Source organism: Rodentibacter caecimuris, from assembly GCF_010587025.1.
In the GTDB taxonomy this organism is placed as follows: domain Bacteria; phylum Pseudomonadota; class Gammaproteobacteria; order Enterobacterales; family Pasteurellaceae; genus Rodentibacter; species Rodentibacter caecimuris.
In genome coordinates this window covers 1,286,939-1,309,035 of the sequence record NZ_CP040863.1, presented here as the reverse complement: position 1 = coordinate 1,309,035, position 22,097 = coordinate 1,286,939, and the positions used below count along the sequence as shown (strand labels likewise).

Here is a 22,097-nt window from a genome sequence, read left to right as displayed (position 1 = left end):
TGTTCATTGCCCCGTTACCCTTGAATTTTCCAAATCCTGTCGCCATATAACGGGCAAGTTTTTTCAAAAAAGGACAAAAGAATGACAACAATCGTCAGTGTGCGCCGTAATGGGCAAGTGGTGGTAGGAGGAGACGGACAAGTTTCTTTAGGCAATACCGTGATGAAAGGCAATGCACGCAAGGTACGCCGTTTATACAACGGCAAGGTGTTAGCCGGTTTTGCCGGCGGGACGGCGGATGCTTTCACGCTGTTTGAATTATTTGAACGTAAGTTGGAAATGCACCAAGGGCATTTATTGAAAAGTGCGGTGGAATTGGCGAAAGATTGGCGAACGGATCGGGCGTTGCGTAAATTAGAAGCAATGTTGATTGTGGCGGATGAAAAAGAAAGCCTGATTATCACCGGAATCGGCGATGTGGTACAACCGGAAGAGGATCAAATTTTGGCGATTGGTTCAGGCGGTAATTATGCCTTATCTGCCGCTCGTGCGTTAGTTGAAAATACGGATCTTTCCGCTCGTGAAATTGTCGAAAAATCATTAAAAATTGCAGGTGATATTTGTGTGTTTACCAACACCAATTTCACTATTGAAGAATTACCGAATTAAGGAAAATATTATGTCTGAAATGACTCCTCGAGAAATTGTTTCTGAATTAGATCAACACATTATTGGACAAGCAGATGCCAAAAGAGCGGTCGCTATTGCACTTCGTAATCGTTGGCGTCGTATGCAACTGCAAGAACCGTTACGCCATGAAGTTACCCCTAAAAATATTTTAATGATTGGGCCTACCGGTGTGGGTAAAACCGAAATTGCTCGTCGTTTGGCAAAGTTAGCCAATGCTCCTTTTATTAAAGTAGAAGCCACTAAATTTACCGAAGTAGGCTATGTAGGAAAGGAAGTCGATTCGATTATTCGTGATTTAACGGATAGCGCAATGAAATTGGTTCGCCAACAAGAAATTGCAAAAAATCGGGCTAAAGCGGAAGATGCAGCGGAAGAACGTATTCTTGATGCGTTGTTGCCACCGGCAAAAAATCAGTGGGGTGAAGTTGAAAACCACGATAGTAACGGTAGTACGCGTCAGGCATTCCGTAAAAAATTACGTGAAGGTCAGTTAGACGATAAAGAGATTGAAATTGATGTGCCCGCCGGTGTTTCCATGGGCGTGGAAATTATGGCACCTCCGGGCATGGAAGAAATGACTAACCAGTTGCAATCCATGTTCCAAAACCTTGGTAGCGAAAAAACCAAAAAACGCAAAATGAAAATCAAAGACGCGTTAAAAACGTTGATTGATGATGAAGCGGCAAAATTGATTAATCCTGAAGAATTAAAACAAAAAGCCATTGATGCGGTAGAGCAAAACGGTATCGTGTTTATTGATGAGATTGATAAAATTTGTAAAAAAGGCGAATACAGTGGGGCGGATGTTTCACGTGAAGGTGTACAACGCGATTTACTGCCTTTGGTGGAAGGTTCAACGGTAAGTACCAAACACGGTATGGTCAAAACGGATCATATTTTATTTATCGCGTCTGGTGCTTTCCAAGTGGCGCGTCCTTCCGATTTAATTCCGGAATTACAGGGTCGTTTGCCGATTCGTGTTGAACTTTCCGCATTAAGTGCGGCTGATTTTGAGCGTATTTTAACGGAACCTAACGCGTCTCTTACCGAGCAATATAAAGCCTTAATGGCAACGGAAGGGGTGGATATTGCGTTTACGGCAGATGCAGTGAAGAAAATTGCAGAAGCCGCGTTTCGTGTGAACGAGAAAACTGAAAATATCGGCGCTCGTCGTTTACATACGGTGATGGAACGTTTGATGGATAAAATATCCTTTAATGCGAGTGATATGACGGGTCAAACCGTGAATATTGATGAGGCTTATGTGGCGGATGCACTAGGTGAAGTCGTCGAAAACGAAGATTTGAGTCGTTTTATTCTCTAATTCATTTTTAAGCAAAAAAAGGTCTAGCAAACGCTAGACCTTTCTTTTTTTAATTGAACGTATCACACTGGCTCGGATTGCCCGTTTGTAGCCCTTTTCTAAACCACGTTAGGCGTTGTGCAGAGGTGCCATGGGTGAAACTATCCGGTACCACATAGCCTTGTCCGCGTTTTTGTAGGCGGTCGTCCCCAACCGCTTCCGCCGCGTTAAAGGCTTTTTCCTCATCTCCTCGTTCAAATAAGCCGCTTTTCACGGCTTGGCTTGCCCAAACTCCGGCAAAACAATCCGCTTGTAGTTCCAATTTTACTGAAAGTTGATTAGCCGTTTTGCGATCGGTACTTTGTTGTGCGCGGTGAACTTGCCCTAAGACGCCGAGTAAGTTTTGCACATGATGTCCCACTTCGTGAGCAATCACATAGGCAAATGCTGAATCACCGGCCGCGCCCAATTTATTTTTCATATCATTATAAAAGGATAAATCCAAGTAAACCTTGTGATCATTCGGACAGTAGAAGGGCCCCATCGCCGATTGCCCTGTGCCGCAGGCAGTAGAGGTTGCACCGCTGTAGAGTACCATTACGGGCTCTTGATATTGAGCCCCCCTTTGTTTGAAGTAATTTCCCCACACGGTTTCGGTATCTGCTAACACGACTTTTGATAACCCGGCAAGTTGTTGTTCTTCGTGGGTTTCTAATCGTTGAGAGGATTGACCTGAAAAATCAGGCGTACCGACCAAGCCGGATAAATCAACGCCATAATAAGCTCCAACCAATAAAATAATAAATCCTAAAATACCGGTGCCTTTTCCTCCGCCAAAATTACCACCGGAACCCCGTCTGTCTTCAATATTTGAACTCTCTCTTCTACCTTGCCAACGCATAGTCGCCTCTTTATCTATGATTAAAAATGAGTGCATTCTACCAAAGTGCGGTCAGCTTTAAAGCCTTTTTACTGAAAGATTTACAAGTATTTACGCAGTGTTTTATGGACTTCCTCATTATTTTTCAGTATTGTAGGGGGCGAAATTCACAACTGAAAAGGAGTAAAAATGGGCTTATTTGATTTTGTTGGCGATATCGGCAGAAAACTTTTTTCTAAAGAGGAAGAAGCATCAAAAGCGGTGACTGAGCACATCGCAGAAGATAATCCCGGTGTAGAAAATCTTTCTGTGACCGTTGAAAATGGGGTGGCAAATATTCAAGGTGTCGCTTCTACTGCCGCGGCTTTGGAAAAAGCGGTGTTAATGGCGGGAAACATTCAAGGTATTACTTCCGTTACCAGCGATGCTACCATCAGTAGTGGTGAAACTTTAGCATCTGACGATACTTTCTATGTGATTCAAAAAGGCGATACGCTTTGGAAAATTGCAGAAAAAACTTATGGTAACGGGGCAAAATACACCGCGATTGTCGAAGCCAATAAAGAGGTGATTAAAGACGCGGATAAAATTTTCCCGGGACAGAAAATTCGCTTACCGAAAGGTTTATAAGAAGTTAAAAGTGCGGTCATTTTCAACCGCACTTTTTTATTTAGATTTTGTTGATTAATTCATCAAATTGGGTGACTTTTTGTTTGATTTATCGACTTTCTATCGACTGGTTGATTTTATTTCGTTATAATTCCGCAGTTTTTTCATTATTATTTTTAACAACGTGTTCGGTGTGAGTTTTACCGAGTGCAACATTAATTGAGGTTACAAATGTCATTAAATATTGAAACAACCCAAGGTTTAGAGCGCCGTGTGGCTATCACCGTTCCTGCGGAAACTGTTGAAAAGGCAACCCGTGAAGAATTTAAACGTACGGCAAAAAATGTGCGTGTAGACGGATTCCGTAAAGGTAAAGTTCCTGCACACATTATTGAACAACGTTTTGGCGCATCAATTCGTCAAGATGTATTAAACGATTTATTACCTCGTCATTTTTTTGATGCGGTGATCGCAGAAAAAATTAACATTGCAGGTCGTCCGACATTTGCAATCGAAACCTTTGAACAAGGCAAAGATTTAGTCTTTAACGCCACTTTTGAAGTCTATCCGGAAGTGCAGTTACAAGGTTTGGAAAATATCAAAGTTGAAAAACCAACAGTTGAAATTACGGATGCAGACATTGATAAAATGATTGATGTGTTGCGTAAACAACAAGCGACTTGGGCTGAGAGCCAAGATGTCGCAAAAGCTGACGATCGTGTCACGATTGACTTCGTAGGCTCTATCGATGGCGAAGAATTTGAGGGCGGAAAAGCCTCTGATTTCGTCTTATTTATGGGGCAAGGCCGTATGATCCCGGGTTTTGAAGACGGTATCGTAGGTCATAAAGCCGGTGAGCAATTTGATATTGATGTGACTTTCCCTGCGGAGTACCACGCAGAGAATTTGAAAGGTAAAGCGGCAAAATTTGCAATTACTTTGAAAAAAGTTGAAAACATGGTATTACCTGAATTAACCGATGAATTTGTGACTAAATTCGGTCCTAATACCAAAACCGTTGAAGATTTGCGTGCAGAAATCCGTAAAAATATGGCTCGTGAATTGAAAAATGCATTAGTTTCTCGTGTTAAACAACAGGTTATTAACGGTTTAATCGAACAAAACCCAATTGATGTTCCGGCTTCTGCAGTTGAAGAAGAAATCAATGTACTGCGTAATCAAGCGGCACAACGTTTTGGCGGTAATGCCCAACAAACTGCACAATTACCGCGTGAGTTGTTTGAAGCAGAGGCGAAACGCCGTGTTCAAGTCGGTTTATTATTCTCAGAAGTGATCAAATCAAACGAATTGAAAGCGGATGAAGCACGTGCGAAAGCAATGATCGAAGATATTGCTTCAGCATACGAGCAACCGGCGGAAGTCGTTGAATATTACAGCAAAAATGAAGAATTAATGAGTAATATTCGTAATGTCGTGTTAGAAGAACAAGCGGTTGATGCGGTTCTTGCCAAAGCACAAGTGACGGAAAAAGTTTCTTCATTTGATGAAGTAATGAATCCACAAGCATAATTATTTTTGATTAAAAAGTGCGGTCGTTATTTATAGTGAATTTCGACCGCATTTTTGTTTTAACTGAAAATCGAGTAAAATACTGCCCGATTTTTATATGATTTAGGTAGGGGCGAAAATGAGCGTAATTCCTATGGTCGTAGAACAAACCTCACGAGGTGAACGTTCTTACGATATTTATTCCCGTCTATTAAAAGAACGTGTGATTTTCCTAAGCGGTGAAGTCGAAGACCGTATGGCAAACCTGATTGTGGCACAACTACTTTTTTTAGAATCAGAAGATCCGACGAAAGACATTAATATTTATATTAATTCTCCGGGTGGTTCAGTCACTGCAGGTATGGCAATTTACGATACGATGCAATTTATCAAACCGGATATACGAACGCTCTGTATTGGACAGGCATGCTCTATGGGAGCATTCTTATTGGCAGGTGGTACGGCGGGTAAACGTGCGGCACTGCCGAATGCACGTGTTATGATTCACCAACCGTTGGGCGGATTCCGTGGTCAAGCGTCGGATATTCAGATTCATGCGCAAGAAATTTTGAAAATCAAGCACACCTTAAATGAACGTTTAGCCTTTCATACAGGGCAAAGTATTGAGCGTATTGAGCAAGATACCGATCGCGATAACTTTATGTCTGCAGAAGAAGCAAAAAATTATGGGTTAGTGGATAGCGTGTTGATTAAGCGTTAAGGATGTAAGATGACAACTGAGAATAAAGAGCTGCATTGTTCTTTTTGTGGTAAAGAAAAAAGTGAAGTCGATAAATTGATTGCCGGAGCAGAGGGCTATATTTGCAATGAATGTATCGAACTTTGTCATTCAATGCTGGAAGAGAATCACGAAGATAATAATGAAGAAACGGCTGAAAGTGCGGTTGAAAATGAAGCTAAATTGCCGACACCCCATGAAATCCGAGCGAATTTAGATGATTATGTAATTGGTCAAGACTATGCGAAAAAAGTGCTTTCGGTGGCTGTGTATAATCACTATAAACGCTTACGTACCAATCATGAAAGTAATGAAGTTGAATTAGGTAAAAGTAATATTTTGCTGATTGGCCCGACCGGAAGCGGTAAAACATTGCTTGCACAAACTTTGGCTCGCCGTTTGAATGTCCCTTTTGCGATAGCGGATGCAACGACATTGACTGAGGCTGGTTATGTGGGCGAGGATGTTGAAAATGTATTACAAAAACTTCTGCAAAATTGTGACTACGATACAGAAAAAGCCGAGCAAGGCATTATTTACATTGATGAAATTGATAAGATTAGCCGCAAGTCAGAGGGAGCCTCTATTACTCGTGATGTTTCTGGTGAAGGCGTACAACAGGCATTATTGAAATTGATTGAAGGCACAATTGCTTCAGTACCGCCACAAGGGGGGCGTAAGCATCCTCAACAAGAAATGCTGAAAGTAGATACGTCAAAAATATTGTTTATTTGCGGTGGTGCATTTGCCGGTTTGGATAAAATTATCGGTAAACGCACCCAAACGAATACCGGCATCGGTTTTGATGCTCAAGTGGAAAAAGATGGTGAAGATCAATCTTTATCCGAATTATTCCGTCAGGTAGAGCCGGATGATCTGATGAAATTTGGATTAATTCCGGAATTCATTGGTCGTTTACCGATGATTGCACCGTTAAGTGAATTGGATGAAGAAGCACTGGTACAAATTCTTACCCAACCTAAAAATGCTTTAATAAAACAATATCAAGCATTATTCGGGTTAGAAAACGTAGTGCTAGAGTTTACGTCGGAGGGGTTGAAAGCCATGGCGAAGAAAGCCCTTGAGCGTAAAACCGGAGCTCGTGGTTTGCGTTCAATTGTTGAGGCGGTACTCCTTGATACTATGTATGATTTACCATCCATTGAAAATCTGGAAAAAGTGATTGTGGATGAATCAACGATTGTTGATAACGAAGCACCTAAGTTGATTTATCGCGCTTAGCGTTTGCTTACATAAAAGTGCGGTTGATTTTTTGATTGTTTTCTAGGTTACTCATTTTTCAATAGGAAACAGGCGAAGAAAGTGCTACAATCGCACGTTCTTAAATTTATTCTTATTTCTCCCTTTTTAAACGGATTCAATTATGGCAACTGAAATTGTTGATAAAAAGAAAAAAACAGAAGAGCCGATAGAAGGTAAATCAAAAGGCTTAAATACACTCCTTTGGATATTAGTTGTAGTTTTCTTCTCTGTCGCTGCCATTGGCAATGCTTATTTCCAAAAAGATTATTCGACACCTGTTCGCGTGATTGGTGTAGCGGTTATCCTTGTATTGGCTTTTGTTTTTGCTGCAATTACTAATCAAGGAACAAAGGCACGTAATTTCTTTAAAGAATCAAGAAATGAAGCACGTAAAGTTGTATGGCCGACTCGTTCGGAAACTCGTCAGACTACCTTGATTGTGATAGGGGTGACGATTATTGCTTCATTATTTTTCTGGGCGATAGATTCTATTATCGTATCAATCATTAACTTTTTAACCGATTTGAGATTCTAAAATGACCGAAGAAATAACAGTATCAAAAAAACGTTGGTATGTTTTACAAGCGTTTTCTGGGTTTGAAAGCCGTGTCGCATTAACTTTGCGTGAATATATTAAACAGCATCAAATGGAAGATCAGTTTGGTGAGGTTTTGGTGCCTACGGAAGAAGTCGTCGAAAATGTAGCGGGTAAACGTCGTAAAAGTGAACGTAAATTTTTCCCCGGCTATGTGCTTGTAGAAATGGAAATGAATGATGACACTTGGCACTTAGTGAAGAGTGTACCTCGAGTAATGGGCTTTATTGGCGGAACGCCGGATAAGCCAGCTCCGATTTCTAAACGTGAAGCAGATACCATTTTAAATCGTTTGGAGCAAAGTTCGGAGAAACCGCGCCACCGTAATGAATATCATCCTGGTGAAGAAGTCCGTGTAACGGAAGGGCCGTTTGCCGACTTTAACGGTACAGTGGAAGAAGTTGATTATGAAAAAGGTCGCTTGAAAGTATCCGTTTCTATTTTTGGCCGTGCGACACCGGTTGAGCTTGAATTCAGTCAAGTGGAAAAAGCTTATTAGTGATAGAAATTATCTGAATAAATAACCGCATTTAGAATATAAAACGCGGTTATTTTTTTAGCATCTTTTTCTATGTAAAATGCTTGAAAAACAAGCTTACCTTTTATATAATCCGTAACCTATTATGAGCCATCTATTGGCTCATATTTTTGTGTGCATATTTTCTTTTAGATATGTGTCGAAGTCATCGGGGAGCTATTTATAGCGTTATTACCCAATTAGAGGAAAACAAAAATGGCAAAAAAAGTCCAAGCCTATGTTAAGTTGCAAGTTGCAGCTGGTATGGCAAATCCATCACCACCGGTTGGTCCTGCATTAGGTCAACAAGGTGTGAACATTATGGAATTCTGTAAAGCGTTCAATGCTCGTACTGAGAGCTTAGAAAAAGGTTTACCTATTCCGGTTGTGATCACTGTATATGCAGACCGTTCATTCACCTTTATTACTAAAACTCCGCCGGCAGCCGTATTATTGAAAAAAGCAGCGGGTATCAAATCCGGTTCTGGTAAACCGAATAAAGATAAAGTGGGTAAAGTAACTTTAGATCAAATCCGTCAAATTGCTGAAACTAAAGCAGCAGATATGACTGGTGCGACTATTGAAACCAAAATGAAATCAATCGCTGGTACTGCTCGTTCTATGGGCTTAGTGGTGGAGGAATAATACGATGGCTAAATTGACTAAAAAAATGAAAGCAATCAAAGCTGGCGTAGATTCTACTAAAGCATACGAAATTAACGAAGCAATTGCATTGTTAAAACAATTTGCAACCGCTAAATTTGTTGAAAGCGTTGATGTTGCGGTAAACCTAGGTATTGATCCTCGTAAATCCGATCAAAATGTACGTGGTGCAACCGTATTACCACACGGTACCGGTCGTGAAGTTCGCGTAGCTGTATTCACTCAAGGGGAGAACGCTGATGCTGCAAAAGCTGCGGGTGCTGATTTAGTGGGTATGGAAGATTTAGCAGAGCAAATCAAGAAAGGCGAAATGAACTTTGATGTAGTTATTGCTTCTCCTGATGCTATGCGTGTTGTGGGTCAATTAGGTCAAGTATTAGGGCCGCGTGGTTTAATGCCAAACCCTAAAGTAGGTACTGTGACACCAAACGTTGCTGAAGCCGTAAAAAATGCGAAATCTGGTCAGATCCGTTATCGCAATGATAAAAACGGTATCATTCACACCACTATTGGTAAAGCAAACTTCTCTGAAGAACAATTAAAAGAAAATCTTCAAGCATTGTTGGCTGCATTAACAAAAGCAAAACCAACCACTGCAAAAGGTATTTTCATTAAGAAAGTAAGCATTTCTACCACTATGGGTGCAGGCGTTGCAGTAGATCAAGCATCGCTATAATTGAATTAAAAAACTTAGATAAATTTAACCGCACTTTGTTATGCAAAGTGCGGTTTTTTATATAAAAGTTTAAGGAATTTGATAGCGTATATTCTCTCATCTATTTTTTATAAAGTGATTAATTCTAACCTCTAACCCAAGAAAAATGGGGCAGTCTTTTAGTAGCTAATCCCATTTTATTCAATAAAAAAACCGCAGGTTTTATCTGCGGCTTTCTTTAACGTGCGCTAAAAATTACCAGCCTTTCACGACTCCATCTTTGAAGTGTTTTTTAGCTTCTTGATAGACTTCTTCGGTTTGATAAGATTTCACGAAATCTTGTACGGCTTTGCTGTCTTTGTTATCTGTGCGTGAAACGATAATGTTTACATAAGGAGAATCTTTATCTTCCACAAACACACCATTATCTTGTGCATTCAAGCCAACCTGACCGGCGTAAGTATTATTTACGACAGCTAAATCAACATCATCTAATGCGCGAGCCGCAATAGAAGTATCTACTTCGGTGATATTCAGGTTTTTTGGATTTTCAACGATATCCAATACTGTTGATAATAGATTATTGGCATCTTTAAGTTTAATTAAGCCTTGTTTTTCAAGCAAAATTAATGCACGTCCACGGTTACTTGGATCGTTTGGTACGACTACCTTCGCACCTTCTTGTAGATCATTTAGATTCTTAATCTTTTTAGAATAACCCGCTAACGGATAAACAAAGGTATTGCCTACAATTACCAGATTATTTAAGTTTTTGGCTTTTGCATCTTGATCTAGATAAGGTTTATGTTGCATTGCATTTGCATCTAAATCACCGGTGGAAACCGCAGTATTCGGTAACGCATAGTCATTAAATTCTACAAACTGTACATCTAATCCGTATTTTTCTTTTGCTACTTTTGCTGCAATTTCTGCTACTTGATGTTCCGGACCTGACATTACCCCAACTTTGATTTTAAGCGGTGCAGTAGTTACCGACGTTTCGGTTTTTTTATCATCCTTACATCCTGTTAGAACAAGGGCGGATGCGATGGCTGTGATAGCGAATAAATTTTTTAATTTCATAAGGTTTCCTCTTTTGGTTAGTAGTAAGTTGTGTTTTAGCGATGATCAACTTTCTTCGCCAACGTATCACCGAGTTTTTGGCTAATCATGACGAAAAGAACGATAATAATAGTAGCAACCCAGGTAATATAAGGCATATTGCGATATACACCATAGTTGATAGCCAGACTTCCAAGCCCGCCACCACCTTGTGTTCCCGCCATGGCTGAATAACCTACCAAGGTAACGAGCGTAAGTGTGATACCGTTAATCAGAGTCGGTAAGGCTTCCGGTAAGTAAAATTTACGGACAATTTGCCATTTGGTCGCACCCATTGCTTGGGCAGCTTCAGTTAACCCATTCGGAATTTCCATTAGAGCATTGGCGGTTAAACGTGCGACAAAAGGCATTGCACAGATACTTAATGGAATAATTGCTGCGGTGGTGCCAAGTACAGTGCCGACAATAAAGCGTGTTACAGGCAGTAAAATCAAAAGTAAAATGATAAATGGAATAGAGCGCCCAATGTTAATGATGGTATTCAAAATAAAGTGGGTACGTTTATTTTGTAAAATTTCATTTTTACCGGTCAAGAAGGTCCATACACCTATGGGTAAACCTATGATAACTGCCAATAAAGTAGAAACAAAACTAATATAGACGGTTTCATAAGTTGCTGTTGCGACAACACCCCACATTTGTGGTGTGAGCTGTTGGGTAAATGTTGTCCAGAAATCATTGAACATAACCGAGAACCTCCACACGTACGTTGTTTTCCATTAAATAAATTTTGGTTTGTGTAATAGCATCTTCATCACCTTCTACTTCAGCAATGGTATAACCAAATTTCACACCGCCGGCATAATCAATTTGAGATGTTAAAATACTCAGCTCCACACCAAATTTTTTTGATGCTTGTGAAAGTAACGGTGCATCGACGGAACGTCCGGTAAACTCAAATTTAATAATCGGATAGGCTTTACTGTGTTTAGGAGTATCGGTGAGATTTTCCAAATACTCATCAGGTAAACTGATATGAAAGGTTGAACGGATAAAGTTTTGTGCCAATTCGGTTTTCGGGTTAGAAAAAATTTCACCCACCGAGCCTTGTTCTACCAGCTGTCCTTTATCAATGACTGCTACCTGATCACAGATTTGCTTTACGACTTCCATCTCATGTGTGATGAGTAAAATTGTGATACCTAAAGTGCGGTTGATTTCTTTAAGTAATTTTAGAATAGATTGCGTAGTTGCCGGATCTAAGGCACTCGTAGCTTCATCACATAATAGTATTTTGGGATCACTTGCTAAAGCACGAGCGATGGCAACACGTTGTTTTTGACCACCGGAAAGATTGCTAGGATAAGCATCGCGTTTTTCACTCAACCCCACAAGAGCCAAAAGTGCGGTGATTTTTTCTTGAATTTTTGCTTTTGATGTTCCTTCTAATTCTAATGGCAGAGCAACATTTTCAAATACTGTGCGTGAATTGAGCAAATTAAAGTGTTGGAAAATCATCCCAATATGACGGCGTGCACGAACCAATTCTCGCTCAGAAAGTTGGGTCAGTTCCACTCCATCTACCATTACGGAACCGCTACTTGGTTTTTCCAATAAATTTACACAGCGAATTAGCGTACTTTTTCCTGCTCCGGATGCACCAATTACCCCACAAATCTGTCCTTTTTCAACATTAAGCGAGACATTATCAAGTGCGGTCAGTTTTTTGCCCGATAACTCAAAAATTTTCGTAATATTACTTAGCTTAATCATATAAGCCCTTGTTCTTTTGCTATTTTCAAATCTATTTTCAGTATTCTAGACGTCTAGATTGCCGTGTCAATACATAGGGGAATCTTTTTTAGATGAATTGGTTATAGCTTATATTTGCTAATTGATAGAATTAAAGGGATAATTTTAAATATTGAACTAACATAGAGTAAAAGATGAACAAAGCTATTTTTTTGGATCGTGATGGCACATTAAATATTGATTATGGTTACGTGCACGAAATTGATAATTTCAAATTTATAGATGGAGCAATCGGGGCATTACGGGAATTAAAAGCGATGGGCTATCTATTAATTTTAGTCACAAATCAATCGGGAATTGCGCGCGGTTATTTTTCTGAAGAGCAGTTTTTGCAGCTGACAGAATGGTTTGATTGGTCGTTAGCAGAACAGGGTGTAGATTTCGATGGTATCTATTATTGCCCTCATCACCCGGAAGGAAAAGGCGAATATAAAGCAGATTGCAATTGTCGTAAGCCAAAATCGGGAATGTTATTGCAGGCAATGAAAGAGTTAAAAATCGATCCGGCAAAATCGGTAATGGTTGGGGATAAAGTCGATGATCTAAAAGCGGGAATTGGCGCAAATGTGAGAATGAATGTGCTGGTTCGCACTGGAAAAGCAGTGACAGAGGAAGGCGAACAGCTGGCTGATTATGTATTGGATTCGGTGACGGATTTACCAAATATTTTAAAACGCGCAATAAAATAACAGAAAAGAACGAAATTTTAACCATTTTGTATGAACTTCAAGCGAAAGATCATTTTTTCAAATTTTTTGCAAAAAAGTGCTTGCATTGATTTTGAATTTCCCTATAATGCGCACTACACAACGACGCGCTGTTGTGAAGTAAGAAGATTTGCCGGTGCGTCGTTATTTTTTGCTCTTTAACAACGAATCAGACAATCTGTGTGGGCACTTGTTAATAGACTTGTTAAAAAAATTTTAATTTTGAAGTCTTAATAGGTGCTTAAACTAGAAATTCATTATTACTTTTATAGTAGTGTTTATTAATAGCTAAGCAGTTTATTGAGCGATTGAACTTTGAATTGAAGAGTTTGATCATGGCTCAGATTGAACGCTGGCGGCAGGCTTAACACATGCAAGTCGAACGGTAGCAGGAAGGAAGCTTGCTTTCTTTGCTGACGAGTGGCGGACGGGTGAGTAATGCTTGGGAATCTGGCTTATGGAGGGGGATAACTGCGGGAAACTGCAGCTAATACCGCGTAAAGTCTTTGGACTAAAGGGGGCGTTTGCTCTTGCCATAAGATGAGCCCAAGTGGGATTAGGTAGTTGGTGGGGTAATGGCTCACCAAGCCGTCGATCTCTAGCTGGTCTGAGAGGATGACCAGCCACACCGGGACTGAGACACGGCCCGGACTCCTACGGGAGGCAGCAGTGGGGAATATTGCGCAATGGGGGGAACCCTGACGCAGCCATGCCGCGTGAATGAAGAAGGCCTTCGGGTTGTAAAGTTCTTTCGGTGATGAGGAAGGCAGTTTGGTTAATAGCCAAGCTGATTGACGTTAGTCACAGAAGAAGCACCGGCTAACTCCGTGCCAGCAGCCGCGGTAATACGGAGGGTGCGAGCGTTAATCGGAATAACTGGGCGTAAAGGGCACGCAGGCGGATTTTTAAGTGAGGTGTGAAAGCCCCGGGCTTAACCTGGGAATTGCATTTCAGACTGGGAATCTAGAGTACTTTAGGGAGGGGTAGAATTCCACGTGTAGCGGTGAAATGCGTAGAGATGTGGAGGAATACCGAAGGCGAAGGCAGCCCCTTGGGAATGTACTGACGCTCATGTGCGAAAGCGTGGGGAGCAAACAGGATTAGATACCCTGGTAGTCCACGCTGTAAACGCTGTCGATTTGGGGGTTGGGGTTTAACTCTGGCGCCCGTAGCTAACGTGATAAATCGACCGTCTGGGGAGTACGGCCGCAAGGTTAAAACTCAAATGAATTGACGGGGGCCCGCACAAGCGGTGGAGCATGTGGTTTAATTCGATGCAACGCGAAGAACCTTACCTACTCTTGACATCCAGAGAATCCTGTAGAGATACGGGAGTGCCTTAGGGAGCTTTGAGACAGGTGCTGCATGGCTGTCGTCAGCTCGTGTTGTGAAATGTTGGGTTAAGTCCCGCAACGAGCGCAACCCTTATCCTTTGTTGCCAGCGATACGGTCGGGAACTCAAAGGAGACTGCCGGTGATAAACCGGAGGAAGGTGGGGATGACGTCAAGTCATCATGGCCCTTACGAGTAGGGCTACACACGTGCTACAATGGCGTATACAGAGGGAGGCGAAGCAGCGATGTGGAGCGAATCTCACAAAGTACGTCTAAGTCCGGATTGGAGTCTGCAACTCGACTCCATGAAGTCGGAATCGCTAGTAATCGCGAATCAGAATGTCGCGGTGAATACGTTCCCGGGCCTTGTACACACCGCCCGTCACACCATGGGAGTGGGTTGTACCAGAAGTAGATAGCTTAACCGTAAGGGGGGCGTTTACCACGGTATGATTCATGACTGGGGTGAAGTCGTAACAAGGTAACCGTAGGGGAACCTGCGGTTGGATCACCTCCTTACCGAACGAGCTATAGTAAGTGTCCACACAGATTGACTGATAGTTGTAGACAAGACAGAGAGCGGAAATCAACATTGTCCTTGGGTCTGTAGCTCAGGTGGTTAGAGCGCACCCCTGATAAGGGTGAGGTCGGTGGTTCAAGTCCACTCAGACCCACCACTCTAAGAGTGAGTGAAGTAAGGGCAAGTATCTGCAAATTAATGATAACTGGGGATATAGCTCAGCTGGGAGAGCGCCTGCCTTGCACGCAGGAGGTCAGCGGTTCGATCCCGCTTATCTCCACCACTTATCATCGTTAAGTAAATGTTGCATTGATAGAAAATGGTATTGCGTTTACTTAACGATGATAACTGAAAAGTTTTATCTTCTGTTCTTTAAAAAATTGGAAACAAGCTGAAAACTGAAGAGACTTTTAAGTTCCGAAAGGAATAGAGGAAGTCTGAGTAGAAAAATCTTGACTGGAGAAAGGCAGTCAAGTGTTTAGTTGAATTAAAGATTCGCTTCAAGATGTAGGCCTGACTGAGTAGGCAGGCTGAAAACATTTGAGGTTGTATAGTTAAGTGACTAAGCGTACAAGGTGGATGCCTTGGCAATCAGAGGCGATGAAGGACGTGCTAATCTGCGAAAAGCTTGGATGAGTTGATAAGAAGCGTTTAATCCAAGATATCCGAATGGGGAAACCCGATGGATGAAGAATCCATCATTTCATTATGAATTCATAGTAATGAAAAGCAAACCGGGAGAACTGAAACATCTAAGTACCCCGAGGAAAAGAAATCAACCGAGATTCCGTGAGTAGCGGCGAGCGAAGGCGGAAGAGCCGGTAAGTGATAGTGAGCGTGTTAGGAGAATGAGTTGGGAAGCTCAACCGTAGGGGGTGATAGTCCCGTATCTTAAAACACGTTGATGGTACTAAGCTTACGATAAGTAGGGCGGGACACGTGATATCCTGTCTGAAGAGGGGGGGACCATCCTCCAAGGCTAAATACTCCTGATTGACCGATAGTGAACCAGTACTGTGAAGGAAAGGCGAAAAGAACCCCGGCGAGGGGAGTGAAATAGAACCTGAAACCTTGTACGTACAAGCAGTGGGAGCCTGAAAGGGTGACTGCGTACCTTTTGTATAATGGGTCAGCGACTTATATTTTGTAGCAAGGTTAACCGAATAGGGAAGCCGAAGGGAAACCGAGTCTTAACTGGGCGATTAGTTGCAAGGTATAGACCCGAAACCCGGTGATCTAGCCATGGGCAGGTTGAAGGTTGGGTAACACTAACTGGAGGACCGAACCGACTAATGTTGAAAAATTAGCGGATGACTTGTGGCTGGGGGTGAAAGGCCAATCAAACCGGGAGATAGCTGGTTCTCCCCGAAATCTATTTAGGTAGAGCCTTGAGCGGACACCTTCGGGGGTAGAGCACTGTTTCGGCTAGGGGGCCATCCCGGCTTACCAACCCGATGCAAACTGCGAATACCGAAGAGTGATACTCAGGAGACACACGGCGGGTGCTAACGTCCGTCGTGGAGAGGGAAACAACCCAGACCGCCAGCTAAGGTCCCAAAGTGTATGTTAAGTGGGAAACGAAGTGGGAAGGCTTAGACAGCTAGGATGTTGGCTTAGAAGCAGCCACCATTTAAAGAAAGCGTAATAGCTCACTAGTCGAGTCGGCCTGCGCGGAAGATGTAACGGGGCTCAAACATAGCACCGAAGCTGCGGCATCAGGATTAATCCTGTTGGGTAGGGGAGCGTTGTGTAAGCGGATGAAGGTGTATCGGGAGGTATGCTGGACGTATCACAAGTGCGAATGCTGACATAAGTAACGATAAAACGGGTGAAAAACCCGTTCGCCGGAAGACCAAGGTTTCCTGTCCAACGTTAATCGGGGCAGGGTGAGTCGGCCCCTAAGGCGAGGCTGAAAAGCGTAGTCGATGGGAAACGGGTTAATATTCCCGTACTTGGTAAAGCTGCGATGTGGGGACGGAGCAGGTTAGGTTAGCGTGCTGTTGGATATGCACGTTTAAGTTGGTAGGTGGGGTGCTTAGGCAAATCCGGGCGCTTATTAACACCGAGAAATGATGACGAGGCCTCAAGGGGCTGAAGTAACTGATACCACACTTCCAGGAAAAGCCACTAAGCTTCAGGCTTTATTAAACCGTACTGAAAACCGACACAGGTGGTCAGGTAGAGAATACTCAGGCGCTTGAGAGAACTCGGGTGAAGGAACTAGGCAAAATAGCACCGTAACTTCGGGAGAAGGTGCGCCGGCGTAGCTTGTAGCCCCTAGCGGGTGAAGGGTGAACCGGTCGAAGATACCAGCTGGCTGCAACTGTTTATTAAAAACACAGCACTCTGCAAACACGAAAGTGGACGTATAGGGTGTGATGCCTGCCCGGTGCTGGAAGGTTAATTGATGGTGTAATCGAAAGAGAAGCTCCTGATCGAAGCCCCAGTAAACGGCGGCCGTAACTATAACGGTCCTAAGGTAGCGAAATTCCTTGTCGGGTAAGTTCCGACCTGCACGAATGGCATAATGATGGCCAGGCTGTCTCCACCCGAGACTCAGTGAAATTGAAATCGCCGTGAAGATGCGGTGTACCCGCGGCTAGACGGAAAGACCCCGTGAACCTTTACTATAGCTTGACACTGAACATTGAATTTTGATGTGTAGGATAGGTGGGAGCCTTTGAAGCGGTCACGCCAGTGATTGTGGAGGCGTCCTTGAAATACCACCCTTTAACGTTTGGTGTTCTAACGAAGATTGCGGAACGCGGTCTCGGACAGTGTCTGGTGGGTAGTTTGACTGGGGCGGTCTCCTCCCAAAGAGTAACGGAGGAGCACGAAGGTTTGCTAATGACGGTCGGACATCGTCAGGTTAGTGCAATGGTATAAGCAAGCTTAACTGCGAGACGGACAAGTCGAGCAGGTACGAAAGTAGGTCATAGTGATCCGGTGGTTCTGAATGGAAGGGCCATCGCTCAACGGATAAAAGGTACTCCGGGGATAACAGGCTGATACCGCCCAAGAGTTCATATCGACGGCGGTGTTTGGCACCTCGATGTCGGCTCATCACATCCTGGGGCTGAAGTAGGTCCCAAGGGTATGGCTGTTCGCCATTTAAAGTGGTACGCGAGCTGGGTTTAGAACGTCGTGAGACAGTTCGGTCCCTATCTGCCGTGGGCGTAGGAGAATTGAGGGGGGCTGCTCCTAGTACGAGAGGACCGGAGTGGACGCACCACTGGTGTTTCGGTTGTGTCGCCAGACGCATTGCCGAGTAGCTAAGTGCGGAAGAGATAAGTGCTGAAAGCATCTAAGCACGAAACTTGCCTCAAGATGAGTTCTCCCAGACTTAGAGTCTGTAAGGGTTGTTGGAGACGACGACGTAGATAGGTGGGGTGTGTAAGTGTAGTGATACATTGAGCTAACCCATACTAATTGCCCGAGGGGCTTAACTATACAACGCTCAAGTGTTTTTGGGCGGTTAATGTGAAATACAACGAATTAAAGTATATAGTAATCAGTCATCAGCTTGTATCCGATAGAACAGATGAAAAAGATAAAAGAGATAAAACAAGATAAAAAGACAAGATAAAGTCGAAGAGAGAAGTTATCGAAGAATTATCCCGGCGGCGAGAGTGCAGTGGTTCCACCTGAATCCATCCCGAACTCAGAAGTGAAATGCTGTAATGCCGATGGTAGTGTGGGGTATCCCCATGTGAGAGTAGGGCACTGCCGGGTTTTATATTATATCATCCCCTGAATCGAGAGGTTCAGGGGTTTTTGCATTTTGATTTAATTTTATTTGGTTAGTAAAAATACAATTTTGGGATGATTATTTCTATTTATGGATATTAGACTTATCGTTAAATTAACCTATTTTATTAATGAGAAAAAGTTGCCCAAATGATACAATCCACCAAATTTTATTGAAAGGATAAATATCTTAATGGCTCGAAAGAAGAAAACACGTCGAATTACTGATGTTATGCCAATACGTAAAGCTGATAAAAAAACTGAAATGCCAAAACGTTCCGGTAAAAAACTTACTCGTTATGAGCTTGATGCAAAAGCCCGTGAGGATAAGAAAAAACGTAAACATAAAGGCTTAGATTCAGGTTCACGCCATAGTATGGTAGAAAATCGCTCAACGAAACCTCTTCAAGCAATCAAAGATCCTAAAATTGGGAGTAAAAAGAAAATACCTTTAGTTGTGGAATTCGTGAATAAACCGGAAAAAGGTCAAATTATTCCTGTGTTAGGCGCTGTGAAAAAACAAGATCCGATGCAAGAGTTGGAGAGTTTGGAAAATAACGAAATTCTTAATGAATTATTGGATATATTGGAAGAAGGTAAAACTATTAGTAAGGCGGATCAACAGTTCGTTGATGAATGTTTGGATCGTATTGCAGAATTAATGGAAGAGCTCGGTATTGAAGACGAAGAAGAAAACGAAGCTGATTTATACCGCACTTTTGAGAAAATAAATATCGAGCAATTTAGATAAAAGATGATTTGGATAATTATTCTAGGCTTACTTGGAATTTTTGTTATTGCAACTCTGTCTTGGTATGCGTTGCGTTTATTGAAGCAGTTGAAACAGCAAAAACAAGTTCTCTTACAAGCTAAAATGGTGAGAGCAACGCGATTAAAAGAAAGTATCGAAATTATTGCAAAAGCAATGAAAAGTAAGGAATGTAACCATTCTGAAGGCGTGATTCGCCTTACGATGTTGTTAATGCCTTTCGGTAAAAACCTGCAGCCTTATCCTAGCATGATGCAACTTTATGAGATCGTGCGGGATATGCCAACGCATGAGGCGAGAAAAACACTTGAAAAGAAAGAAAGGTTGCGTCTTGATCTTAAACGTGAAAGCGCTGAGGCTAAATTTGAGCAGGATATACTGGAAGAATTACAGCAATTACTTGATGATGTGAGAAAATTTGGAGTGCTTTAATGTCCGAGATTATTTGGGATGACAAACTTATACAAAAATACAATCAATCGGGTCCGCGTTATACATCATATCCTACCGCATTAGAGTTTCACGAAAATTATACTAATCAGGATTTTATTCGTGCGGCGGAGCGTTATCCGGATCGTCCCCTGTCCTTATATGTACATATTCCGTTTTGTCATCAGCTTTGCTATTTCTGTGCCTGTAACAAAGTGATTACCCGTCATCAGCATAAAGCGGATATCTATCTTGATTATCTTGAGAAAGAGATAATTGCTCGTGCTCAGTTGTTTAAGCATCGAGTTGTAACCCAAATTCACTGGGGCGGTGGTACGCCAACTTATTTAAGTGAAGCGCAATCGGCACGTTTAATGGAAATGTTAAAAACGCATTTTACAATTGCGGATAATGCAGAAATTTCTATTGAGATGGATCCCCGTAGAATTGAACTTTCAATGCTTGATCATTTACGTGCGATTGATTTTAACCGAATGAGCATGGGGGTGCAGGATTTTAATAAAGAAGTGCAAAAAGCCGTCAATCGTGAGCAAGATGAAAACTTTATTGCCGCTTTATTAGAACGAGCCCGAGAGCTAGGATTTCAATCAACCAACCTTGACTTGATTTATGGTTTACCGTTGCAAAATGTAGAAAGCTTTATGTTTACTCTGAAAAAGGTGATTGAATTAAATCCTGATCGTTTGAGTATTTTTAATTATGCCCATTTACCAAGCCGTGTACCCGGCCAAGCAAAAATTAAAGAAGAACAATTGCCGAAGCCGGAAACTAAACTAACTATTTTACAGAAAACAATTGAAACCTTGGGGGATGCCGGTTACCAATTTATTGGTATGGACCACTTTGCAAAGCCTTATGATGAATTGGCTATTGCACAGGAAAAAGGCATATTGCATCGTAATTTCCAAGGCTATACCACACAAGAAGAATGCGATCTACTTGGTTTGGGTGTTTCTTCTATCAGTTTACTAGGGGATACTTACGCGCAAAATGAAAAAGATCTCAAAGCCTATTATGCTCTGGTTGAGGAGAATGCTCATGCCTTACATAAGGGGCTTGCATTAACGAAAGAGGATTGCCTGCGCCGTGATGTAATCAAGCAATTAATTTGTAATTTTAAACTAGACTTTGAACCGATCGAGAGAGAGTATAATATCTGCTTTACAGCGCATTTTGCTGAAGATTTAATGCTGCTCCGGCCTTTAATTGAAGATGAACTCATTAGTCTAACCGAGCAAGGGTTAAAGGTTTCACCTAAAGGTCGTTTGCTCATTCGGAATATTTGTTTATGTTTTGACACTTATTCTCGTGTCGCGGCAAAACGCCAGCAATTCTCAAGAATTATTTAATGCTATATGCCACCTTTCGGTGGCATTCTTTTTTCTATTGATCCGTAAAAAACTGTCTTAAAATTCTTTCCAATTCTTCAAATACCTTAAGAACCCTTTTAGGGGTAACGGTTTCATAAGGACGATATAAAAACAGTTGCCATTTTTGGATCTTTATTTCTGGAAATAATTGGTGTAATTCGCCTGTTTGTAAATAAGGTTGAGCGATAAAATCACTCACTAAACCGACCGCACTTCCCTGTAGTACGGCTTGTAATTTACTATAAATATTGTTGCTTTGGAAAGTAATGCGGTGTGGTTTTAGTGTACGTTCGGGAGTAAGTGGAAAATGCCAAGGGCGACAGGTACTCACATTAATCAGTGCTGCAAACGGGAAACGTTGCTCCATATCTTCGAGTGATTTTGGTTCGCCTAAGCGTTCCAGCAAACTTGGTGCGGCAACTAATACATCGCCAATGTCGGCGATTTTCCGTACAATAAAATTCGGCTCGGATTTTGGCCCGATACGTATGCCAATATCAATGCGATGACTAACCGAATCCAGCTTGCTCATATCATCACGCCAATCGATAATCAAGTTGGGATAAGGCGAAAGTGCGGTCAATAATTTCGCTAAAATTTCATCATTAATTCGCCAGCTTGGTGCAGTAATTCGTACAATACCGTTCATTTCAGCATAGGCTCTCTGTTTGTTTGGTATGAATAGTTTTTCGCTATCTACCAATAATTGTTGTGCCTGTGGTAAAAATTGCTCGCCAAAATCCGTTAAATGCACTTGTCGGGTATTGCGTTGGAATAGGGATTCTCCCAAATAATCCTCCAACTCGGCAATCAATCTTGTTACCACCGGTGGCGATATTGCAAGGCGATTGGCTGTTTCTTTAAATTGCAAGGTTTCCGCAAGGGAGCAAAAAACTTTTAGCGTTTCAAAGCGGTTATTCATTTGATTATTCCATTTATAGAAATTGTGAAGTTTATTTTTGC

General features: G+C 42.0%; 19 protein-coding genes, 2 tRNA genes and 3 rRNA genes. 19 read left to right on the top strand and 5 right to left on the bottom strand.

Features of this window, described 5'->3' with window-relative positions; all coding sequences use genetic code 11:
- Nucleotides 1–81: 81 nt before the first annotated feature.
- Both hslV and hslU read left to right on the top strand, forming a co-directional pair.
- Nucleotides 82–609 (top strand): ATP-dependent protease subunit HslV, encoded by a 528-nt coding sequence (gene hslV, locus FEE42_RS06615; RefSeq protein ID WP_059365982.1) that lies wholly within the window; start codon nt 82–84, stop codon nt 607–609.
- Nucleotides 610–619: 10 nt separating this feature from the next.
- The gene (hslU, locus tag FEE42_RS06610) at nt 620–1,954 is read left to right on the top strand and encodes an HslU--HslV peptidase ATPase subunit (protein ID WP_059365981.1); all 1,335 of its coding nucleotides are present in this window, start codon (nt 620–622) and stop codon (nt 1,952–1,954) included.
- Between the two features lie 49 nt (nt 1,955–2,003).
- On the opposite strand, the gene ypfJ is transcribed toward hslU, so the two are convergent.
- Complete coding sequence (gene ypfJ, locus FEE42_RS06605) at nt 2,004–2,834, bottom strand: KPN_02809 family neutral zinc metallopeptidase (RefSeq protein WP_059365980.1); 831 nt, start codon at nt 2,832–2,834, stop codon at nt 2,004–2,006.
- Nucleotides 2,835–3,002: 168 nt separating this feature from the next.
- Between ypfJ and lysM the strand changes: the two genes are divergently transcribed.
- From lysM to rplA, 8 genes are all read left to right on the top strand, one after another.
- Nucleotides 3,003–3,443 (top strand): peptidoglycan-binding protein LysM, encoded by a 441-nt coding sequence (gene lysM, locus FEE42_RS06600; protein ID WP_059365979.1) that lies wholly within the window; start codon nt 3,003–3,005, stop codon nt 3,441–3,443.
- Between the two features lie 210 nt (nt 3,444–3,653).
- Nucleotides 3,654–4,952 (top strand): trigger factor, encoded by a 1,299-nt coding sequence (gene tig, locus FEE42_RS06595; RefSeq protein WP_059365978.1) that lies wholly within the window; start codon nt 3,654–3,656, stop codon nt 4,950–4,952.
- Between the two features lie 118 nt (nt 4,953–5,070).
- Nucleotides 5,071–5,652 (top strand): ATP-dependent Clp endopeptidase proteolytic subunit ClpP, encoded by a 582-nt coding sequence (clpP, locus tag FEE42_RS06590; protein WP_077545420.1) that lies wholly within the window; start codon nt 5,071–5,073, stop codon nt 5,650–5,652.
- Nucleotides 5,653–5,661: 9 nt separating this feature from the next.
- Nucleotides 5,662–6,912: an ATP-dependent protease ATP-binding subunit ClpX gene (gene clpX / locus FEE42_RS06585; RefSeq protein ID WP_164027973.1), complete on the top strand. Its 1,251-nt coding sequence runs from the start codon at nt 5,662–5,664 to the stop codon at nt 6,910–6,912.
- Nucleotides 6,913–7,054: 142 nt separating this feature from the next.
- Complete coding sequence (gene secE / locus FEE42_RS06580) at nt 7,055–7,468, top strand: preprotein translocase subunit SecE (protein WP_059365975.1); 414 nt, start codon at nt 7,055–7,057, stop codon at nt 7,466–7,468.
- A gap of 1 nt (nt 7,469) precedes the next feature.
- A complete protein-coding gene (gene nusG, locus FEE42_RS06575; protein WP_059365974.1) occupies nt 7,470–8,027 on the top strand; it encodes a transcription termination/antitermination protein NusG in 558 nt (185 codons plus the stop codon).
- Between the two features lie 234 nt (nt 8,028–8,261).
- Complete coding sequence (gene rplK / locus FEE42_RS06570) at nt 8,262–8,690, top strand: 50S ribosomal protein L11 (RefSeq protein ID WP_007241834.1); 429 nt, start codon at nt 8,262–8,264, stop codon at nt 8,688–8,690.
- A gap of 4 nt (nt 8,691–8,694) precedes the next feature.
- Nucleotides 8,695–9,384, top strand: a complete 690-nt coding sequence (rplA, locus tag FEE42_RS06565; RefSeq protein WP_135968993.1) for a 50S ribosomal protein L1 — start codon at nt 8,695–8,697, stop codon at nt 9,382–9,384.
- 234 nt (nt 9,385–9,618) lie between these two features.
- Here rplA and FEE42_RS06560 read toward each other — a convergent pair whose 3' ends face one another.
- The 3 genes from FEE42_RS06560 to metN are packed head-to-tail and all read right to left on the bottom strand — an operon-like array spanning nt 9,619 to nt 12,198.
- Entirely contained in the window at nt 9,619–10,446 is an 828-nt protein-coding gene (locus FEE42_RS06560) for a MetQ/NlpA family lipoprotein (protein WP_164027972.1), read from the bottom strand.
- Nucleotides 10,447–10,481: 35 nt separating this feature from the next.
- Nucleotides 10,482–11,171 carry a methionine ABC transporter permease gene (locus FEE42_RS06555; protein ID WP_059365971.1) on the bottom strand — a complete coding sequence of 230 codons (690 nt, stop codon included), beginning with the start codon at nt 11,169–11,171 and terminating at the stop codon, nt 10,482–10,484.
- Nucleotides 11,161–12,198 carry a methionine ABC transporter ATP-binding protein MetN gene (gene metN / locus FEE42_RS06550; protein WP_059365970.1) on the bottom strand — a complete coding sequence of 346 codons (1,038 nt, stop codon included), beginning with the start codon at nt 12,196–12,198 and terminating at the stop codon, nt 11,161–11,163. Before metN ends, FEE42_RS06555 begins: the two co-directional genes overlap by 11 nt.
- A 173-nt stretch (nt 12,199–12,371) precedes the next feature.
- Here metN and gmhB point away from each other — a divergent pair, with 173 nt between their 5' ends.
- The 9 genes from gmhB to hemN all read left to right on the top strand — a co-directional run bounded on the left by gmhB (nt 12,372) and on the right by hemN (nt 21,113).
- Nucleotides 12,372–12,926 (top strand): D-glycero-beta-D-manno-heptose 1,7-bisphosphate 7-phosphatase, encoded by a 555-nt coding sequence (gene gmhB, locus FEE42_RS06545; protein WP_164027971.1) that lies wholly within the window; start codon nt 12,372–12,374, stop codon nt 12,924–12,926.
- Nucleotides 12,927–13,261: 335 nt separating this feature from the next.
- Nucleotides 13,262–14,797: ribosomal RNA gene (locus FEE42_RS06540) — 16S ribosomal RNA — on the top strand.
- 81 nt (nt 14,798–14,878) lie between these two features.
- A tRNA-Ile gene (locus tag FEE42_RS06535) sits at nt 14,879–14,955 on the top strand.
- Nucleotides 14,956–15,005: 50 nt separating this feature from the next.
- Nucleotides 15,006–15,081 (top strand) — tRNA-Ala (locus tag FEE42_RS06530).
- A 269-nt stretch (nt 15,082–15,350) separates the two neighbouring features.
- A 23S ribosomal RNA gene (locus FEE42_RS06525) occupies nt 15,351–18,248 on the top strand.
- A gap of 166 nt (nt 18,249–18,414) precedes the next feature.
- Nucleotides 18,415–18,530: ribosomal RNA gene (gene rrf, locus FEE42_RS06520) — 5S ribosomal RNA — on the top strand.
- The 16S, 23S and 5S rRNA genes sit together here with 2 tRNA genes alongside, the layout of an rRNA operon.
- Nucleotides 18,531–18,738: 208 nt before the next feature.
- Nucleotides 18,739–19,296 carry a Der GTPase-activating protein YihI gene (gene yihI, locus FEE42_RS06515; RefSeq protein WP_164027970.1) on the top strand — a complete coding sequence of 186 codons (558 nt, stop codon included), beginning with the start codon at nt 18,739–18,741 and terminating at the stop codon, nt 19,294–19,296.
- A gap of 3 nt (nt 19,297–19,299) precedes the next feature.
- Complete coding sequence (locus tag FEE42_RS06510; protein WP_059365967.1) at nt 19,300–19,746, top strand: DUF2489 domain-containing protein; 447 nt, start codon at nt 19,300–19,302, stop codon at nt 19,744–19,746.
- Nucleotides 19,746–21,113: an oxygen-independent coproporphyrinogen III oxidase gene (gene hemN, locus FEE42_RS06505; RefSeq protein ID WP_164027969.1), complete on the top strand. Its 1,368-nt coding sequence runs from the start codon at nt 19,746–19,748 to the stop codon at nt 21,111–21,113. The genes FEE42_RS06510 and hemN overlap by 1 nt, the downstream gene beginning before the upstream one ends.
- A 34-nt stretch (nt 21,114–21,147) precedes the next feature.
- On the opposite strand, the gene FEE42_RS06500 is transcribed toward hemN, so the two are convergent.
- On the bottom strand, nt 21,148–22,056 hold the full coding sequence (locus tag FEE42_RS06500) for a LysR family transcriptional regulator (protein ID WP_164027968.1): 909 nt from the start codon (nt 22,054–22,056) through the stop codon (nt 21,148–21,150).
- Between the last annotated feature and the right edge of the window lie 41 nt (nt 22,057–22,097).

What these genes read in the sequence shown, in the direction of transcription:
- FEE42_RS06560 (WP_164027972.1), bottom strand. Translation starts at nt 10,446, where the DNA reads ATGAAATTAAAAAATTTATTCGCTATCACAGCCATCGCATCCGCCCTT.
- tig (WP_059365978.1), top strand. Translation starts at nt 3,654, where the DNA reads ATGTCATTAAATATTGAAACAACCCAAGGTTTAGAGCGCCGTGTGGCT.
- hslU (WP_059365981.1), top strand. Translation starts at nt 620, where the DNA reads ATGTCTGAAATGACTCCTCGAGAAATTGTTTCTGAATTAGATCAACAC.
- rplA (WP_135968993.1), top strand. Translation starts at nt 8,695, where the DNA reads ATGGCTAAATTGACTAAAAAAATGAAAGCAATCAAAGCTGGCGTAGAT.
- FEE42_RS06510 (WP_059365967.1), top strand. Translation starts at nt 19,300, where the DNA reads ATGATTTGGATAATTATTCTAGGCTTACTTGGAATTTTTGTTATTGCA.
- metN (WP_059365970.1), bottom strand. Translation starts at nt 12,198, where the DNA reads ATGATTAAGCTAAGTAATATTACGAAAATTTTTGAGTTATCGGGCAAA.
- gmhB (WP_164027971.1), top strand. Translation starts at nt 12,372, where the DNA reads ATGAACAAAGCTATTTTTTTGGATCGTGATGGCACATTAAATATTGAT.
- rplK (WP_007241834.1), top strand. Translation starts at nt 8,262, where the DNA reads ATGGCAAAAAAAGTCCAAGCCTATGTTAAGTTGCAAGTTGCAGCTGGT.
- clpX (WP_164027973.1), top strand. Translation starts at nt 5,662, where the DNA reads ATGACAACTGAGAATAAAGAGCTGCATTGTTCTTTTTGTGGTAAAGAA.
- hslV (WP_059365982.1), top strand. Translation starts at nt 82, where the DNA reads ATGACAACAATCGTCAGTGTGCGCCGTAATGGGCAAGTGGTGGTAGGA.
- FEE42_RS06555 (WP_059365971.1), bottom strand. Translation starts at nt 11,171, where the DNA reads ATGTTCAATGATTTCTGGACAACATTTACCCAACAGCTCACACCACAA.
- yihI (WP_164027970.1), top strand. Translation starts at nt 18,739, where the DNA reads ATGGCTCGAAAGAAGAAAACACGTCGAATTACTGATGTTATGCCAATA.
- nusG (WP_059365974.1), top strand. Translation starts at nt 7,470, where the DNA reads ATGACCGAAGAAATAACAGTATCAAAAAAACGTTGGTATGTTTTACAA.
- clpP (WP_077545420.1), top strand. Translation starts at nt 5,071, where the DNA reads ATGAGCGTAATTCCTATGGTCGTAGAACAAACCTCACGAGGTGAACGT.
- hemN (WP_164027969.1), top strand. Translation starts at nt 19,746, where the DNA reads ATGTCCGAGATTATTTGGGATGACAAACTTATACAAAAATACAATCAA.
- secE (WP_059365975.1), top strand. Translation starts at nt 7,055, where the DNA reads ATGGCAACTGAAATTGTTGATAAAAAGAAAAAAACAGAAGAGCCGATA.
- lysM (WP_059365979.1), top strand. Translation starts at nt 3,003, where the DNA reads ATGGGCTTATTTGATTTTGTTGGCGATATCGGCAGAAAACTTTTTTCT.
- FEE42_RS06500 (WP_164027968.1), bottom strand. Translation starts at nt 22,056, where the DNA reads ATGAATAACCGCTTTGAAACGCTAAAAGTTTTTTGCTCCCTTGCGGAA.
- ypfJ (WP_059365980.1), bottom strand. Translation starts at nt 2,834, where the DNA reads ATGCGTTGGCAAGGTAGAAGAGAGAGTTCAAATATTGAAGACAGACGG.